The sequence below is a fragment of the Streptomyces sp. NPDC058221 genome, from assembly GCF_042882365.1.
Classification (GTDB): domain Bacteria; phylum Actinomycetota; class Actinomycetes; order Streptomycetales; family Streptomycetaceae; genus Streptomyces.
The window spans coordinates 17171-32650 of sequence record NZ_JBHVWF010000048.1 but is presented as its reverse complement, the minus strand read 5'-3'; the positions used below and the strand labels follow the sequence as shown (position 1 = coordinate 32650).

Genomic DNA, 15480 nt, shown 5'->3' with positions numbered 1-15480 from the left:
CGCCGCGCGTCATGAAGATCGTGATGGATATGGACGGCACAACGCTCGACGAACTCAGCGAGACCTGGAACGGCATACGGGAGGACTACCGGGAATCCGACAACAGCGACTACGACCGGGCGGTGCTCGACTGCGCTGCCCGGCTGGCCGCCGACCCCGGCGGCGATTCGGCGTACGTGTGGACGTTCGGGCTGGTGCTCATGGCCCCCTACCTCACCTGGCTGCCCGGCCTGGGGGTCGCGTCGCAGGCCGTGACCGCCCTGGAAACGGCCGACAGGGCCCTGCGCGGGCACAGTTGCACCCACGACTCGCATGCCTACCGGAGCCACGAGGACGAAGAGGACGAGTACCTCGCCGAGTTGCTGCCCGTACTCGCCGACGAGACGGCCGACTGGGAGGACGACCGGCCGCGGAGCGAGTGGCGATGCCCGCTCAACGCGGCCGGATTCGCGCGGATAGCCCTGGACATCATCGACCCCGGATCGGTCCCCGATGTGCCGCCCCGGCTGCCGGTGGCGGCCGCCGACGCCATCAGCACGCTGTCGGCGCTGCTGCACGGGTATCCGAAGCCGTGGACCGACATCGACGAGGAGATCAGCAGCCAGGCGTCCGAGCTGTCCGACGCCGACCCGGCGGACCGCGCCGGACGTCTGATGGTGGTCAGGGCTGTGACCTGGTACGCGGTCTCGGGCATGGTGCGCACGAAGTCCGTACTCGACGATCTGGCCGAGGCGGTGGAGGAGACGCTGACGCACTTCGCGGACGCCGGCTGCGCCCACGACGGGCACCCGGCCCTGCCGGGCAGCGGGCCGGAGGCAGTGGAACTCGGCATCGAGCTCAGCAGTGCCGGCGGACGCGGCCTCTACGAACGGGCCCGCATCGCATCGGGCCGGAACCCCGCACTGGACCGGGTGGTGTGCCCGGCCTACATGGCGGAGATCGCGGACGAGACCCTGACACTGCTGCGCAGGCGGCGCGACGAGCTCTTCGGGGAGCGTGACACCTCGCACGCCGACGCCGAATACCTGCGTGCGGACGGCCGGCTGGACATGGGGAAGCTCGTGGAGCGGACCGACCACAAGAGCTGGAACGAGGAGTACGCCGAGGATCTCGGCCTGTGGGCCGCCCGTCGCCACGCGCAGTCCGACGCCCGGGACCGCATCGTGCTGCTGCTGGTGGCCCGCCAGTCGATGGACAACTCGTACCCGAGCCCCCCGGTCTCAGTCGTCCGGGACGTCCTGGCCACCATGCGCGCCGTCGCTGCGGCTCCGCTGCCCGCCGAGTGCCCGCACGAGGACGAGCACCCGACGCTGCGGTACGCGGAGTTCCGCGACGCGATGGCGCACTTCTGGGCTCCGGAGGAGTTCCCCCCGGCCGAGGAGATCCGCACCCCGGAGTCCTGGACCTGTCCGCGGTTCGCGGCGGAGGTCGCCGAGGCGTGCGTCGCCGAGCTGGAGCACCTCGACGAGGAGGACCGGAGCGTGTCGTCGAACGCGAGCTGACGCCCGGCCGGCGCGGCGCCACGGCCGCTTCAGGGCTGGGAGGCGTCCGGAACGGCGGCGGGGAACAGGCTCTCCGGCAGGGTCACGTTCCACGCCGTGATGACCGGGTTGCCGTGTTCCCTGCCCAGCCGCGACACCGCGCCCGTGGCGAGCTGGAAGAGCGTGCCCTCGGCGGGGGTCAGGCCCAGGTAGCGGGCGGTCAGGACGCGCAGGAAGTGCGAGTGGGCGACGAGCGCGATGTCGCCGTCCCCGGCGCGGCCGGCCGCTTCCCGGACTTCGGCCAGCACCCGGTCGGCCCGCTCGCCGACCTCTGCGGGAGTCTCGCCGGGGTGCGCGTCGGGGCCGGCGGCGACGCCGTCCGTCCAGAGGTTCCAGCTGGAACGGGTGAGGCGGATCTCGTGGGTGGTGATGCCCTCGTAGCCGCCGTAGTCCCACTCGCGCAGCTCGGGGGTGATCCGGGGCGCGGCGAGCCCGGCGAGTTCGGCGGTGCGCCGGGCCCGTACGGAGGGGCTGACGAGGGTGAGGGCGATGTCGCGGTCGGCGAGCAGCGGAGCGAGGGCCCGGGCCTGGCGTTCGCCGAGGGGCGTCAGGGGCAGATCGGTGTGGCTCGTGTGCTGTCCGTTGCGGGACCACTCCGTCTCGCCGTGCCGGATAAGGATCAACTCGCCCATGGAGGCCATCCGCTCTCAGTGCTGTTACCGCTCACATGCTGTCGGTGGTGCAAACCCGCTGGTCCACGATCGCATTCCGACGGTGGCGACGGAGGCGGCGCGCCCGGGAGGTGACCGGATGCGGCTACCCGCCGGGCCGCCGGTCGGCGAGGATCTCCGCGATGACGTGCCGCGCGGTGTCGGCCATGAACGCGTTGCTCTCCCGGTAGTACGCCAGCTCCATCAGCGCGACCGAGAGCGCCCACCCGGTTCCCCGCGCCCAGGCCGCGTCGTCGGCGCCCACGGCGGCGCGGAAGGTGTGGCGCGCCCCGGCGGGCAGGACGTACCAGGCCACGATCAGGTCGACGGCGGGGTCACCCAGGCCGAGGCAGCCGAAGTCGATGACGGCGGTGAGCCGTCGGGCGGCTGTGAGCATGTTCCCCGGTTGCAGGTCCGCGTGGATCCAGACCGGCGGGCCGGCCGGTGCGGGGGCGTGCAGGGCCGCTTCCCAGATCTCGGCCGCCGCCGTCGTGTCGATGTCCGTATGCAGGTCCGCCAGGGCGCCGCGCGTCGCCGCGTCCCGGTCGGCCAGTGGTTCGCTGCGGTAGGACGGGGGGCCGTCGGTGGTGCCGATGCGGTGGAGTGCGGTGATGAAGACGGCCAGGTCCTGGGCCAGCAGAGTGGCGTCGGTGGTGTCGCCGGTCACCGGACAGCTGCCGTCGAGCCATCCGTAGACGGACCAGGGCCACGGGTACCCCTCGGCGGGCTTCCCCGCACCCAGCGGTACGGGAACGGCGACCGGGAGCAGCGGGGCCAGGCGCGGCAGCCAGCGGTGCTCCTTGACGGTGTCGTCCGCCGAGCCGGCGGTGCGCGGGAGCCGGACCACCAGGTCGGCACCGAGGCGGTACATCGCGTTGGAGGTCCCGGCGGCGCCGACGCGTTCGACGGGAAGACCGGCCCAGTGCGGGAACTGCGCGGCGATCAGCCGGTGCACGAGGGCGTCGTCGGTCCCGGGTTCGCCGGCGTGCATCCTGCCCGTGTTCATCGGTGCCTTCCGTGTCTTCCGGATCAATTCCGGATCAAGAGGTCTCCCTGGTCACCGGTCATACGACCTCGGCGGTGCTCCGCCCGTCAATCCCGTTCCGGCCCGTTCCGAAACACCGACAGGGGGCTGTCGCCGGAGACGCCGAGAGTGGGCGGAGCCGGGACGAGCCCGGCGGAACACGTAAGGGATGAACGTCATGGCTCAGATCAACTCAATCGCCTGGTTCGAGATCGGCACAGCCGCCCCGGCGGAGGCCGAGCGGTTCTACGGGGACGTGTTCGGCTGGACGGTCGCGCACGACGACACGAAGAGCACCGACCAGGCGTACCGGATCGTCACCACCGGTGACGGCGAGGGGATGCGCGGCGGGCTGTTCGCGACCGGGGGCAAGCTGCCGGACTACGCGGTCTTCACCGTGCTCGTCGAGGACGTCGAGGCGACCTGCCGCCAGGTCGAGGAGGCGGGCGGCACGGTTCAGCGTGCGCCGCACGTCAATCCGGTCGGGGTGACCTTCGCGCACCTGCTCGATCCGGCCGGTAACCACTTCGCCGTGTTCACGCCGCCGGCCGTCCGGGCCTGATCCGGTCTGCGGCCCCGGGGCTGCCTCGGCTCAGCTCAGGGAGAGCTGGTGCACGACGCCGTAGGGGATGTCGAGGTCCTCGCGCCGGAGTTCTCTCGGCTCGGGCACCTCGGCGGTGGCGTGGACGGAAACGATCCGGTCGGTCCGGAAGGCGCGCAGGGCGTCCCGCATCCGGCACCAGGCCAGCAGATACCAGTGGCCCGTCTTGCCGATGTATCCGAGCGGCTCGATATCGCGCGTCGTCGTGGCCCCCTCGCGGTCGCCGTACTCGATGCGCAGGACGCGGCCCGTGGACAGCGCGTCCGTCACGCCTCGCGGCCCCTGGGGCGGCGCGGGCGCGTCCACCGGGCCGAGCAGGTGGATGCGTCCGGCCATGTCGTGCGCGGCGGCGGCATCGTCCTCTCCCATGGCCGCGACCAGCTTCCGCAGCGCCGCCGCGGCCGTCGTCCGGAACGGTGTCCCCTCCATCCCGCGCAGTGCGACCGCCATCGCGACCGCCTCGCCGGGGGTGAGGTTCACCGGGGGCAGGGTCCGGGTCCGGTCGAGGCAATAGCCGCCGGTGCGGCCGGGCTCGGCCCAGATGGGCACGCCGGACTGCTGCAGGGCGCTGATGTCGCGCTCGACCGTGCGCAAGCTGACCTCGAACCGGTCGGCCAGCCAGCGGGCGCTGCGCGGGCGGGGTGACACGGCGCGCAGCTCTTCGACGAGGGCGTAGAGGCGATCGGTCCGGTTCACCCGGACAACCCTAACCTCGCGCTTTCGTCAGCGCGCTCGTCCATGCCATGACCGAATAAGCGAATAGTGCTACTGAGCTGCAACGATGTGATTCATCCAGGGTTCTGTCAGCAGTACGGGGAGAAGCACTCTTCAGGTGCGTGAGCGTATCGGGTGGTACCCGAGTGTCCGTGCCGGAGGCGTGCCGCTGCCGTCGCCGAAGTCGCGATGGTCATCGATCGCGATCGCATGCGCGGGAGGATCCTCCGAGGCCGGGTCGTCACCACCATGAAGGCCCTGTTCTCGTACAGCTACCGCCAGGTGGCGTGTAGCGCTGTGCGCGGTCTCGACGGCCTCCGGGTACGCCCGGGCCTTCTCATGCTCGGCGAGCGCCCGGTAGATGCTGGAGAGGCTGGGGCCCTGTCCCTTGCGGCGGCCGGTGGGGATGAGTAAGTCGGGCTGGATGTCCTCGACGGTCTCGCCGTTCGCGCGGCGGCGGAGCACGGTGTGCAGCATGTCGTCGGTGATGACCGGGCCGGCCGTCACCCGCCCGCGGCCGCCGCTTCAGTAAGCCGTGACCTGTGGCGAAGCGGCGCTCTTCTCGCCTTCACCCGCAGCTGTCACACCTCTCCGGAACGCTGAGCCGAACAACGCAGTCCGCCCGCCACCCCCACGTCGCACAACGGCCCTCCCCCGGTCACCGCAGTGCTGGGCCAGGGCAACCTCGGGTGGACCCCTGCGCCGTCGACCTCGCCCTGGCCCTCCTCGGCCCCCTGTGGCGCAGAATGCCCTGCACGCCCCGCCCCCCCCCAGCAGGGCCGCCGTCGGCGGTCCAGGACCTCACGCTGCGGGACGCTCTGCCCGCTACCGTGGGCTCCGCCCCGATGTCGCCACGCCGGTTGCCGCCGCCGTGGGCCCCTGGGCAAACGCTCGGCATCGCTCGGCCCGAGGCACGATGCCGTCTGGCTCCTCCCGTCAGGCGGCGGTGCGGTCGCCGGCGCGACGCCGGCGCGGACCGGTCTCCTGCAGGGCGGGCGGCTGGTAGGCCATATCGAGGCGCCCGACGTCGGTGCCGGGCGCGACGATCTCGTCGATCGCGTCCAGGAGGGCGTCGTCGAGTGTGACGTCGGCGCCCGCGAGGAGGTCGTCGAGGTGTTCCATGGTGCGCGGGCCGATGATGGCCGAGGTGACGCCGGGGTGGGCGACGGCGAACGCCATCGCCATGTGGGTCATCTTGATGCCGGACTTCTCGGCGAGCGGGATGAGCTGCTCGACCGCATCGAGACGGTTCGGGTCGCTGTAGTGCTTGAAGTGTCCGCCGCGGTGCGTGGTGGGCTGCTGGCCCTTGCGGTAGCGGCCGGTGAGCATGCCCTGCGCCAGGGGGCTCCACACGAGGGTGCCCATGCCGTACTTCTGGACCAGGGGCAGGATCTCGTACTCGATGGCGCGGTTGAGGATGGAGTAGGTGGGCTGTTCGGTGCGGTAGCGCTCCAGGTTGCGGGCTTCCGCGACCCATTGGGCCTCGACGATCGCGGAGGCGGGGAAGGTGGAGGAGCCGATGGCGCGGACCTTGCCGCTGCGCACCAGGTCGGTGAGCGCGGACAGGGTCTCTTCGTGGTCGACTGCGGGGTCCAGGCGGTGGACCTGGTAGAGGTCGATGTGGTCGGTGCCCAGGCGGCGCAGCGAGTCCTCGACCGCGGTCATGATCCAGCGGCGGGAGTTGCCCCGCTGGTTGGGGTCATCGCCCATCGGGTTGTGGAACTTCGTCGCCAGGACGACGTTGTCCCGGCGGCCCTTGAGGGCCTTGCCGACGATCTCCTCGGACTCGCCGCGGGAGTACATGTCGGCGGTGTCGACGAAGTTGATCCCGGCGTCAAGTGCCTTGTGGATGATGCGGATCGAGTCGTCGTGGTCGGGGTTGCCGATGGCGCCGAACATCATGGCGCCCAGGCAGTAGGGGCTGACCTGGATGCCGGTGCGGCCCAGGGTGCGGTACTTCATGACAGGGGTCCTTGCTGAAGAGATGGCGTGGGGGCTGGGGTTACTTGGATTCGACGGTGCCCACGGGGTCGGGCATGGCCCGTGACCGCCGAGGATCTTCAGCGGTGCCGCTCCAGGGTGAGGACGGGCTTTCACGATCGATGTGAGGCGGTTGGGGCTGATCCGGGCTTTACGGAAGATGCGCCACCGAGGTTCTTCCAACCTGGCCAGAGGACTGCGAGTTGAACGAATCCGCCGCACAACTCGCGGCCGGGTTCGGTATCGGTGGAGGACGTCGAGCACGTCGAGGATGTGCCCGGTGCCGCGTACGAGGCGGAACATCTCGGAGATGTGCACGGTGTCCCCGGGCCGGGCGTAGTCAAGGAGCACGCGGAATTTCGGACGCTGGAGCGGGTGGACGCGGCTGGAGGTGCCGCCGTCCTCCTCGAAGACGACCGGGCCCCTGGTCCCGGCTTCGTGAAGGACGAGGTTCGTTTGCCGACAGGCGGGGCGCGGCCGTGGTCGTTGAACGGCAGGCGGCTGCCGCTCATCTGCGGGAGCGGCGCGGGGCTTGGTGGCCTGTGCGGTAGAGGTCGATGGCGAGGGCGACGGCGGCGCGGGCGGCGGGGTGGGGGTCCTGTCGGCGCCAGATGAGGTGGACGGGGACGGGCTCGGCGTCGCGCAGGGGGCGGTAGGTGATGCCGGAGGGGCGGTACTGGGCTGCGGTGGCTTGGGGGGTGACGCCGACACAGCGGCCGGAGGTGATGGCGGCGAGCCAGTCGTCGATGTCGTGGACGTGTTCGGCGGCGGGCCGTTCGGTCTCGGGCCACAGGTTCAAGGTGGTGGTGCCGGTGCGGCGGTCGAGGGCGAGGGTGCGGGTGGCGACGTCGGCCAAGCGGATGCTGCGGCGGCGGGCCCAGGGGTCGTCGGAGGCGAGGGCCAGGTAGCGGTCCTCGTGGCCGACGAAGGCGTGGGACCAGGGTTTGAGGTCGAGGGCGCTACGGATGACCGCGATGTCGCACAGTCCTTCGGCAAGCCCTCCGGTGGAGGAGTTGTGGCGGACGAGACGGAGCTCGATGTCGGGGTGATCGTGGTGCCAGCGGCGCTGGAACTCGGTGGTGTAGCGCCCGAAGGCCGACCAGGCGTGACCGATGTGCAGGCGGCTGTGGCCGGAGGCGGCCTCGGCAACGAGTTCGTCCGCGCCGGCCAGCAGCAGACGAGCTCGGGTGAGGACCTGCACACCCGCCACGGTGGGCTCGACGGTGCGGCTGGTGCGGTGCAGCAGCCGCACCCCCAGGGTCTTCTCCAGGGCGAGCAGAGTGCGGGAGACCGCGGCCTGGGAGACGCCGAGCTCCAGGGCCGCGTCCGTGAAGCTGCCGGTGTCGACGATGGCGACCAGGCAGCGCAGGTGCTTCAGCTCCAGCCCCGCACCGTATTCTCCGCGCGTATTCATACGCTCAGCGTATCGATTGGCGGCTGGATGCATTTTGCGTATCGTGCGCGGAGGCGCACGGTGAGGAGATGAAGACCGCACAGGATCTCGCCGTCGACGCGGATGCGCTGGGCCAGGGCGGGAGCCGCTCATTGACCGGCTCGCTCTCGGTGCGGCGCGGCTTCGCCTTCCTCGCGTTCGCCGGGATCGCCTGGGGAACCACCGGTGCGGCCGTGGAGGTCATCTACCGGACCAGCGACCTGGGGCCCATGGCCATCTCGTTCTGGCGTTTCCTGGCCGGAGCGGTGCTGCTGCTGCCGGCCTGGGCCCTGCGCCCGGCCCGCAAGGCGCCCCGCGCGCCGCAGCCTGCCGGGCGGCGTGTGCTGCTGTTGGCGGGCACCGGAGTCGGGCTGGCCGTCTTCCAGACCGCCTACTTCGCCGCCGTGCGGGACACCGGCCTGGCGGTGGGCACCATCGTCACGCTCGGCGCCGCACCGGTGTTCACGGCCGCCGGCGGGCGCCTGTTCCTGGGCGAGCGCATCGGCCGCGCCGGGGTGCTGGCCGTCGCCGGCGCGCTGGCCGGACTGACTGTGCTCGTACTGGGCAACCAGCCCGGCGTCGTCCGCACGGGGGGCGTGGCGATGGCGCTGCTGTCCGCCGCCGGGTACGCCGTCTCCAACCTGCTGGGCCGGTGGACCGGACGGCACGGAACCGGCGAGGACGCCTTCACCCTCACCCTGTGGTCCTTCCTCATCGGCGCGGCCGTGATGCTGCCGCCGGCCTTCCACGAGGGCCTTGTCCCGCGGGGCGGAAACCTCACCGAGGCGGCGCTGCTGATGCTGTACATCGCCGCCGTCACCACCGCGCTCGCATACCCGCTGTACTTCGCCGGCGTCGCCGTCCTCAGGGCCGCCACCGCGTCGGTGATGATGCTGCTCGAACCGGTCAGCGCCGCCGTCCTGGCCGTGCTGTTCCTTGACGAACGACTCACCGCGGCCACCGTCGCGGGCACGGTGATCCTGCTCGGGGCCATCGCCGCCCTCGCCCTCGCCGAGTCCCGACTGCAGGCCAAGCCCGAGGTTCCGTGAGGTGACGCAAGGCCCGTGGGGTGTCAGTCCCCGCCGTCGTCGTCCTCGTCGAGCTCAGGGCGTCCGGGTCGCGCAGCGGGCGCAGACCCTGGCTGCCGCCGGCTCAGCTCGGAGCGCCGACCGACTCGCCTTGTGGACTGCGCGGACCGGGCACCGCGGCCCCGGTGGCCGCACGGTCCAGGTCGAGACGGCTGTTCCTATCCAGTTCGAACCGGCCATACGGATTCACGTGGGTCCGGAACAGCGGCGGCAGTCCCCGCCGGTCCGCCTCGGTGAGCGTGTCCGCCCAATTCGGGTCGCCTGGTGGGTCGGATGCTCTGGGCCGCCCTTGGTGAAGCGGCGCAGGACCTGCTCGGCCTCGGCGGTGCCCAGCCTCAGCGCGGTGGTGTACTTCACCATCTGGTCGTACTGCTGGGCGATCAGATCCCATTCGATCGTGCGGGTGGAGAGCACCGGGGCCAGGTGCGGCCAGTTCTTGTCCTCGCCCGCCGCCGGCCGGTACAACCGGCAGGCATCCGTCCCGTGCGCCGAGAGAATTTTCGGTCCTGAGACCGACAAGAATCCGCCGATGTCTCTCTGCAGCGTGCCCGGAGCGTTCTTCAGCGGCCTGGGTGGTCCCCTGCCCATACCGTGGGGGTTCGGCCTGACCACGGACTTGCCTGTTCGAGTTGTCCGGCGAGGCGGAAGAGCCGGCTTTCAAGGCCGTATCCGGCGGCGAACTGCATACCGACCGGGAGCCCCGTCCCGGCATCGGCCGTCACGGGTACGGACATGGCGGGCGTGCCCGCCACGTTGAACGGCATGGTGAACGGCGACAGGTCGTTGATGCGCTCGATCCAGCCGAGACCGTCCAGTGTCTGGGCACCCTCGGTGTGGGTGCCCAGAAGCACGGGAGGATCCGGCAGGGTCGGCGTGAGGAGGATGTCGTACGCGTCGAAGTGCCGCGCCAGGCTTCGCGCCACCCGGTTTCGCATCGAGAGAGCGGTGAGGAACTGCGCGCCGCCGACCCGCTGCCCGTAGTGGTAGCCGGCGAGGGTCGTCGGCTCAAGGGTCGAGGAGTCGACGGGACGGCCGAAGGCGGCGGCCAGCCCGTCGACCAGGGTGGTGAGGTTCACCGTCATGAGCCGGGCGTTGGCCAGGACGAATTCCTCCCAGTCGGCGCCGAGGCCGACCTCGGCCTCCTCCACCTGGTGACCGAGGGATTCAAGCAACCGCACGGTACGGGAGAGGGCGTCGGTCACCGGTGCGGCAGTACGGCGTCCGCCCCATGCCTGGGTGAGGACACCGATCCGCAACGAGCCCGGATGACGGGTGACTTCCTCCGCGTACGGCCGTGACGGCTGCTGGGCGAAGTACGGGTCGCCCGATTCCGGGCCGCGTATCCGGTCGAGCAGTACCGCACTGTCACGTACGGTGCGGCTGACGCTGCCGTGCACGGCCAGGCCGTTGAAGACCTCGTCGACGTCGGGCCCCATGGAGACCCGTCCACGGGTGGGCTTGATCCCGAAGAGGCCGTTGTAGGCGGCGGGGATACGGAGCGATCCGGCGGCGTCGGTGCCATGGGCGACCGGGACCACCCCGGCGGCGACTGCGGCGGCCGCGCCTCCACTGGATCCGCCCGCACTCCGCTCCAGGTCCCACGGGTTGCGGGTCGCGCCGTGCAACGCTGATTCCGTCGAGATGCCATAGGCCATCTCCGGTGTCGCGGTGCGCCCGAACGTCACGAGGCCAGCGTGCCGGAAGCGCTGCATCAGCGAGGAGTCGGCGCCGGCGACGTTACCGGCCGCCAGGCGGCTACCCAACTCCATACGCTTCCCGGCCATGGCCACCGCGATGTCTTTGATCAGAAAAGGTACGCCGGCCAGTGGTGTGCTGCCGGGGACCGGTTCGTCGTCGGTCAGCCAGGTCTCCACGACGGCGTTGATCCGCGGATCAACTGCCTGCACAGCCTTGCGTGCGGCTGCCTCCAGTTCGGCGGGGAGTACCTCGCCCTTGGCCACCAGCTCCGCCAACCCGACTGCGTCGAAGCTCACGTACTCAGAGACTCTCACTGCCGCTCCCTGGCAAGAACAATACCTTTGAGTACCGAACGATACCGCACGGTATCGAAAGGGTCGGACTGGTATCGTGAGACGGGTGGTGAAGCGCGCGATCGACCGGAGTGACGGAGCAGCCATGGCATCGACCCCCAGAAGGCCAAGCAGAGTGGCGAAGCTGCCGCCTCGTGAGCGCATTCTCGACGCGGCCGAAGAGCTCTTCCAGAGGGAAGGGATCCGGCAGGTGGGGGTCCAGGCGATCGCCGACAAGGCCGAGACCACCAAAATGGCGATCTACCGGCACTTCGAGACCAAGGACGCGCTGGTCGCGGAGTGGCTGCGGATCGTCGCCGCGGACTATCAGGCGGCCTTCGACCGCGTGGAAACCGAATACCCCGACCGGCCCGAGGAGCAGATTCTGGGCCTGGCCCGCTTCATCGCCGAGGGGCTGCCGGCGATCTCATACAGGGGCTGCCCGTTCGTCAACTCCCTCGCCGAGCTGCCCGACCGCCTTCACCCGGCACGGCAGGTGATCGAGGACCACAAGGCCCACCAGGCCCGCAGGCTGATCGGCATGTGCACCGAGGCCCGGATGTCCGACCCCGGACAGGCCACGGCCGAGATCACCTTCGTACTCGAAGGGGCACAGGTCAGCACACAGAACGGAAGCATCGATCAGACGGGAGACCGCCTGATGAAGATCGTCGAGGGAATCGTGGACCGGCACCGCTCCCACCTCGGCGCATACGGGGCGGCTGACTGACCGCCGCGCCACCCGCCCGGCCATCGCTCGACGTGGGCATGCGAGTGTGACCCGGCGCGCCCGCTCACCCTGGACGATGCTCGTTCTCAAGGCCAAGGGCTGTCCCGCGCCGAAACCTCTTTGACCGAGGGCGGTCAAGGCATGAGAGTGTCGCCCCGGTCGAAGTCAACAGCGCACGTGGGATGGTGAGTAGTGGTCGGCTCGGATGTGACCCGGGACCTGCGAGTCGAGGGGGCCCCGTCCGATCCGGCGCTGTGGACAGCGGATTTCCGGCGGTTCTTCACCGCCCGCACCACTTCCCTGCTGGGCGACGCGATGCTTCCCGTCGCGATCACGGCCGCCGTGATCCGGGCCGGGTACGGGGCGAGTGGTGTGGGCTACGCGCTCGCCGCGCTCGTGGCACCGTTCGCCGCATTGATCATCTTCGGCGGAGTGATGTCCGACCGCTTCGGTGCCCGGCGGCTGATGGTCGTCTCGGACACGGCCCGGCTGTGCTCTCAGGGGCTGCTCGCGCTGCTGTTCCTGCTCGGCACGCCACGGTTGTGGCAGATCCTGGTGCTGCTGGCCCTGATCGGGGCGGGCAGTGCGCTCTTCCAGCCGGGAGTCGCCAGCATCACGCCTCTCATAGCCCAGGACGTGCAGAAGGCCGTCGCGACCCTCCGCATCTCGGAGTCCGTCACCGTCGTCATCGGACCGTCTCTGGCCGGCCTGCTGCTGGCGGTCTCCTCGCCTGCCGCGGTGGTCGCCCTCGACGCCTTGACCTATGCGGCCAGCGGGGCTTGTCTGCTCCTGCTCCGCTCGGTCCCGATGGGCCCCACCGAACGGGACGGCCCATCGTCGTTCCGGGCCGATCTGGTGGAGGGCTGGCAGGAGTTCCGGTCCAGGACCTGGCTGTGGAGTGTCATCGTCGTCTTCATGCTCTGGCAACTGGCCGGAGCCGGCCCCACCACGACCCTCGGCAACAGCATGCTCGTCACCGACTACGGAGCTTCTGTCTTCGGTCTGGTCATGTCGTCCCTCGGGGCGGGAAGTGTGGTGGGCGGGATCATCGCGATCAGGCTCCGCCCGCGGTACCCGCTCAGAGCCGGAGCCCTCTCGATGATCCTCTGGGTGCCGATGCCGTTGAGTGTCGCTCTCGACCTTCCCGCGCCGCTCATCGCCGGGTGCTACGGGGTGAGCGGCATAGGCATGGCGTTCTGGGTCGTCATGTTCCACACGAGTGTGCAGACCCACATCCCGCAGGACGTCCTCGGCAGGGTGCACGCATACGACGCGGCCGGCTCACTGGTGATGAAGCCGGTCGGGCAGGCGGTGGCCGGACCGCTCGCGCTCGTCGTGGGGGCCGGGCCACTGCTGTACGTGTCCGCGTCCATGGCGCTCGTCGCCTGCGTCCTGCTGCTGGCGATCCCGGCCGTGCGCGGTCTGGGGCGCGTGGAGCGCTAAGGGCTTTCCCGTCTCGGGAGGCCGGGACGGGAGGTCACGTGGACGCCGGTCCGCGGCCCGGGAGCGGCTCGGCGTCGTACCGACCGGCCGCCGACCTCGCCTCGGCCAGCACGGCCGCGTCGGTGAGCCGGTCGGCGCGAACGACGACGTCGACGCCGGCCGGAGTGAGCAGGGACCGGGTGAAGACGATCACGGCCCACGCGTCGTCCTCACCCGTCTCGGTCACCTCCCACACACTCGTCAGCGCCGCCAGCAGGCCCTTCCCCCGCCAGCGGTAGACCGTGCCGGGGCGAGAGGTCAGCCGGGTGTCCGTACCCGAGATGCCGCGCGTTCGGCCTCGCACCCGGTACGCGACCTCGTCCCGCATCCGGGGTGCGCGCGAACTCCGGCCCGGCAGTGGGGTGTACGTGAACGTGGCGCCGGTGCGCCTTCCGCTTCGCCACATGGGGAACGACGAGCACACGATGTGCCACGTTCCGGCCAGCCGTTCGGGGTTCGCGTCGACGTGGTCCATGAGCGCGAGCCTACGGGCACCTCCGGGCGGGCGGAGACGCAAGCAGTCGGGTCCCCATGAGTCACCCGGCTCGTCTGCCGTCGCGGGGCCGCCCGGCGGGCCGAACCGGACGGAGCAGCACCGGACGCAGCCTGCTGTAACCGCGCACCGACACCGGTCGGAGCGCCTTGAGTTCGTATGCGGCCATGCCCGCCAGTTCGCCGGCGAAGACCGTGTCGACCAGCACGGCATCGGGGCGGGCGACCGCGGTGAGCCGGGCCGCGATGTTGACCGCCGCCCCGTAGACGTCGCCGAAGCGGCCGAGGACGGCTCCGTATGCCAGCCCGGTCCGCAGCCGGGGCAGCCCCTGGTCCACCTCTGCACGGGCGGTGAGCTCCAGGGCGATGCCGGCGGCCGAGGATGCCGACTCGCATACGAAGAGCACCTCGTCCCCGATGGTCTTCACCACCCGGCCCCGGCCCTCGGCGACCACATCGCCCGTCAGCCGCTCGAACCGGTCGAGCACCCGGACGAGCTCGGCGCTGTCCAGTCCACGGGTCATGCGCGTGTAGCCGACCATGTCGGTGAAACCAACCGCCCGGTCACGGACGTCAGCACCCTCGCCGGACGGCACCGGCCCACCCGCCGCGGCACCTCCCGGCTCGCCCTCCGCCCGTCCGGGCCGCTGCCCTGCTTCCACGGGCGCGTCTTCCTCGGTCTCGGCGAGCACCCGTGCGGTGCAGGCCGCGAGGTGCCGGCGCCACACATGCCGCTGCAGCAGTTCCATCTCCGGGAGCAGCGCCGCGGCACGGCCGGCCGGCTCCCCGTCCTCGGAGGCGCGCGACTCGCGGTTCATCCAGGTCCGGAGGGTCTGCGCCTGCCATTCGGCGAGCCGGGACAGATGGTGCCCGAGGGCGCGCGCCATCATGGTCTCGCCCTCCTCCGTGATGAGTCCGGCTTCGATGAGCCGCTCCCCCACGCGCAGCGCTTCCACATCGGCTTCGGTGAACGCCCGTACGTCGTCGCCGACCGCCGGAAACCCGAGCGCACGCCAGATCTGTACCGTGCGCCCGGGCCCGACCCCGGACCGCTCGGCGACGTCCCGCCTCGTCCAGATGCGGCGGCCTCCGAGGAGCACCTCCTCGACGGCCCGTCGCAGTTCGTCGCCACCGGACGGCGGCGCCTGTTCCTCCGAGGGGTCTGCCGCACTCATGTGGTGTGCACGATGAGCACGTCGAGACCGGCCTTTCTGGCGATGTCCGCGGGTACGGAGCCGAGGAGGCGCCCGGCCAGCGAGCGCAGCCCCCGGTTCCCGACGACCAGGAGGTCGGCCGAGCACTCCCGGGCGAGCCGCACGAGTGCGGCGACCGGTTCGTCCTGCACCGCGACGGACCGCACGTTCACCGCACCCTGCGCCCCGGCCCGGGCCTTGGCGGTACGCAGGGTGTCCTCGGCGGGAGCCGAGCCCACCACCTGGTACGCCTCGGCGCCCAGTTGGTCCTGTGCCAGGGCGAGCTCGGATCCGCGCATCGGTACGTACGCGCAGGCGATCACGAGTTCGGCCCCGCAGACGGCGGCGAGCCTGGCCGCCCCTTCGACGGCTGCCAACGACGACTCCGAGCCGTCCGTGCCGACCATGACAGTCCGGTAGGCGACCAAGGCAATCTCCTTACCCCAGAGTAAACTTACTTTGGAGTAAGTTAGAGGGTGGCCGACCCGTAGGCAAGAGGCAGGACCGGTGATGTCCCCGCGCC

The 15480-nt window shown here is 70.9% G+C and carries 15 protein-coding genes and 2 pseudogenes; 5 read left to right on the top strand and 12 right to left on the bottom strand.

What is annotated here, in order from left to right; translation table 11 throughout:
* The first annotated feature begins 29 nt into the window (after positions 1–29).
* The gene (locus ACFVW8_RS17535; RefSeq protein ID WP_389690812.1) at positions 30–1502 is read left to right on the top strand and encodes a hypothetical protein; all 1473 of its coding nucleotides are present in this window, start codon (positions 30–32) and stop codon (positions 1500–1502) included.
* A gap of 29 nt (positions 1503–1531) precedes the next feature.
* Here ACFVW8_RS17535 and ACFVW8_RS17530 read toward each other — a convergent pair whose 3' ends face one another.
* Both ACFVW8_RS17530 and ACFVW8_RS17525 read right to left on the bottom strand, forming a co-directional pair.
* Entirely contained in the window at positions 1532–2173 is a 642-nt protein-coding gene (locus ACFVW8_RS17530; protein ID WP_389690810.1) for a histidine phosphatase family protein, read from the bottom strand.
* Positions 2174–2297: 124 nt separating this feature from the next.
* Positions 2298–3197, bottom strand: coding sequence for an aminoglycoside phosphotransferase family protein (locus ACFVW8_RS17525; RefSeq protein WP_389690808.1), 900 nt, complete (start codon positions 3195–3197; stop codon positions 2298–2300).
* A gap of 196 nt (positions 3198–3393) precedes the next feature.
* Here ACFVW8_RS17525 and ACFVW8_RS17520 point away from each other — a divergent pair, with 196 nt between their 5' ends.
* The gene (locus ACFVW8_RS17520; protein WP_389690806.1) at positions 3394–3777 is read left to right on the top strand and encodes a VOC family protein; all 384 of its coding nucleotides are present in this window, start codon (positions 3394–3396) and stop codon (positions 3775–3777) included.
* Between the two features lie 30 nt (positions 3778–3807).
* On the opposite strand, the gene ACFVW8_RS17515 is transcribed toward ACFVW8_RS17520, so the two are convergent.
* From ACFVW8_RS17515 to ACFVW8_RS17495, 5 genes and pseudogenes are all read right to left on the bottom strand, one after another.
* On the bottom strand, positions 3808–4512 hold the full coding sequence (locus ACFVW8_RS17515; protein WP_389690804.1) for a helix-turn-helix transcriptional regulator: 705 nt from the start codon (positions 4510–4512) through the stop codon (positions 3808–3810).
* Between the two features lie 132 nt (positions 4513–4644).
* Positions 4645–5037 (bottom strand): hypothetical protein, encoded by a 393-nt coding sequence (locus ACFVW8_RS17510; protein ID WP_389690802.1) that lies wholly within the window; start codon positions 5035–5037, stop codon positions 4645–4647.
* Positions 5038–5466: 429 nt separating this feature from the next.
* Positions 5467–6492 carry an aldo/keto reductase gene (locus tag ACFVW8_RS17505; RefSeq protein ID WP_389690839.1) on the bottom strand — a complete coding sequence of 342 codons (1026 nt, stop codon included), beginning with the start codon at positions 6490–6492 and terminating at the stop codon, positions 5467–5469.
* Positions 6493–6738: 246 nt separating this feature from the next.
* A pseudogene (locus tag ACFVW8_RS17500) lies at positions 6739–6942 on the bottom strand (recombinase family protein); the annotation flags it as partial.
* Between the two features lie 76 nt (positions 6943–7018).
* Entirely contained in the window at positions 7019–7924 is a 906-nt protein-coding gene (locus ACFVW8_RS17495; protein ID WP_389690800.1) for a LysR family transcriptional regulator, read from the bottom strand.
* Between the two features lie 68 nt (positions 7925–7992).
* Here ACFVW8_RS17495 and ACFVW8_RS17490 point away from each other — a divergent pair, with 68 nt between their 5' ends.
* Positions 7993–8991, top strand: coding sequence for a DMT family transporter (locus tag ACFVW8_RS17490; protein WP_389690798.1), 999 nt, complete (start codon positions 7993–7995; stop codon positions 8989–8991).
* Positions 8992–9288: 297 nt separating this feature from the next.
* On the opposite strand, the pseudogene ACFVW8_RS17485 reads toward ACFVW8_RS17490, so the two are convergent.
* Positions 9289–9498, bottom strand: a pseudogene (locus ACFVW8_RS17485) (Tn3 family transposase); the annotation flags it as partial.
* 92 nt (positions 9499–9590) lie between these two features.
* Positions 9591–11042 carry an amidase gene (locus ACFVW8_RS17480; protein WP_389690796.1) on the bottom strand — a complete coding sequence of 484 codons (1452 nt, stop codon included), beginning with the start codon at positions 11040–11042 and terminating at the stop codon, positions 9591–9593.
* Between the two features lie 124 nt (positions 11043–11166).
* On the opposite strand from ACFVW8_RS17480, the gene ACFVW8_RS17475 reads away from it, so the two are divergent.
* On the top strand, positions 11167–11790 hold the full coding sequence (locus ACFVW8_RS17475; protein WP_389690794.1) for a TetR/AcrR family transcriptional regulator: 624 nt from the start codon (positions 11167–11169) through the stop codon (positions 11788–11790).
* Between the two features lie 207 nt (positions 11791–11997).
* Positions 11998–13233 carry an MFS transporter gene (locus tag ACFVW8_RS17470; RefSeq protein WP_389690792.1) on the top strand — a complete coding sequence of 412 codons (1236 nt, stop codon included), beginning with the start codon at positions 11998–12000 and terminating at the stop codon, positions 13231–13233.
* Between the two features lie 34 nt (positions 13234–13267).
* Here the strand turns inward: ACFVW8_RS17470 and ACFVW8_RS17465 are convergent, their stop codons facing one another.
* The 3 genes from ACFVW8_RS17465 to ACFVW8_RS17455 form a co-directional block, all read right to left on the bottom strand.
* Positions 13268–13747, bottom strand: a complete 480-nt coding sequence (locus ACFVW8_RS17465) for a hypothetical protein (RefSeq protein ID WP_389690790.1) — start codon at positions 13745–13747, stop codon at positions 13268–13270.
* 61 nt (positions 13748–13808) lie between these two features.
* Positions 13809–14939 carry an adenylate/guanylate cyclase domain-containing protein gene (locus tag ACFVW8_RS17460; protein WP_389690788.1) on the bottom strand — a complete coding sequence of 377 codons (1131 nt, stop codon included), beginning with the start codon at positions 14937–14939 and terminating at the stop codon, positions 13809–13811.
* Positions 14936–15385, bottom strand: a complete 450-nt coding sequence (locus ACFVW8_RS17455) for a universal stress protein (protein WP_389690786.1) — start codon at positions 15383–15385, stop codon at positions 14936–14938. Before ACFVW8_RS17455 ends, ACFVW8_RS17460 begins: the two co-directional genes overlap by 4 nt.
* Positions 15386–15480 lie beyond the last annotated feature (95 nt).

Bases quoted from the DNA above. Each gene is read 5' to 3' on its own strand.
- ACFVW8_RS17530 (WP_389690810.1), bottom strand. From the start codon at position 2,173: ATGGGCGAGTTGATCCTTATCCGGCACGGCGAGACGGAGTGGTCCCGC.
- ACFVW8_RS17505 (WP_389690839.1), bottom strand. From the start codon at position 6,492: ATGAAGTACCGCACCCTGGGCCGCACCGGCATCCAGGTCAGCCCCTAC.
- ACFVW8_RS17520 (WP_389690806.1), top strand. From the start codon at position 3,394: ATGGCTCAGATCAACTCAATCGCCTGGTTCGAGATCGGCACAGCCGCC.
- ACFVW8_RS17490 (WP_389690798.1), top strand. From the start codon at position 7,993: ATGAAGACCGCACAGGATCTCGCCGTCGACGCGGATGCGCTGGGCCAG.
- ACFVW8_RS17495 (WP_389690800.1), bottom strand. From the start codon at position 7,924: ATGAATACGCGCGGAGAATACGGTGCGGGGCTGGAGCTGAAGCACCTG.
- ACFVW8_RS17535 (WP_389690812.1), top strand. From the start codon at position 30: ATGGACGGCACAACGCTCGACGAACTCAGCGAGACCTGGAACGGCATA.
- ACFVW8_RS17525 (WP_389690808.1), bottom strand. From the start codon at position 3,197: ATGAACACGGGCAGGATGCACGCCGGCGAACCCGGGACCGACGACGCC.
- ACFVW8_RS17465 (WP_389690790.1), bottom strand. From the start codon at position 13,747: ATGGACCACGTCGACGCGAACCCCGAACGGCTGGCCGGAACGTGGCAC.
- ACFVW8_RS17460 (WP_389690788.1), bottom strand. From the start codon at position 14,939: ATGAGTGCGGCAGACCCCTCGGAGGAACAGGCGCCGCCGTCCGGTGGC.
- ACFVW8_RS17475 (WP_389690794.1), top strand. From the start codon at position 11,167: ATGGCATCGACCCCCAGAAGGCCAAGCAGAGTGGCGAAGCTGCCGCCT.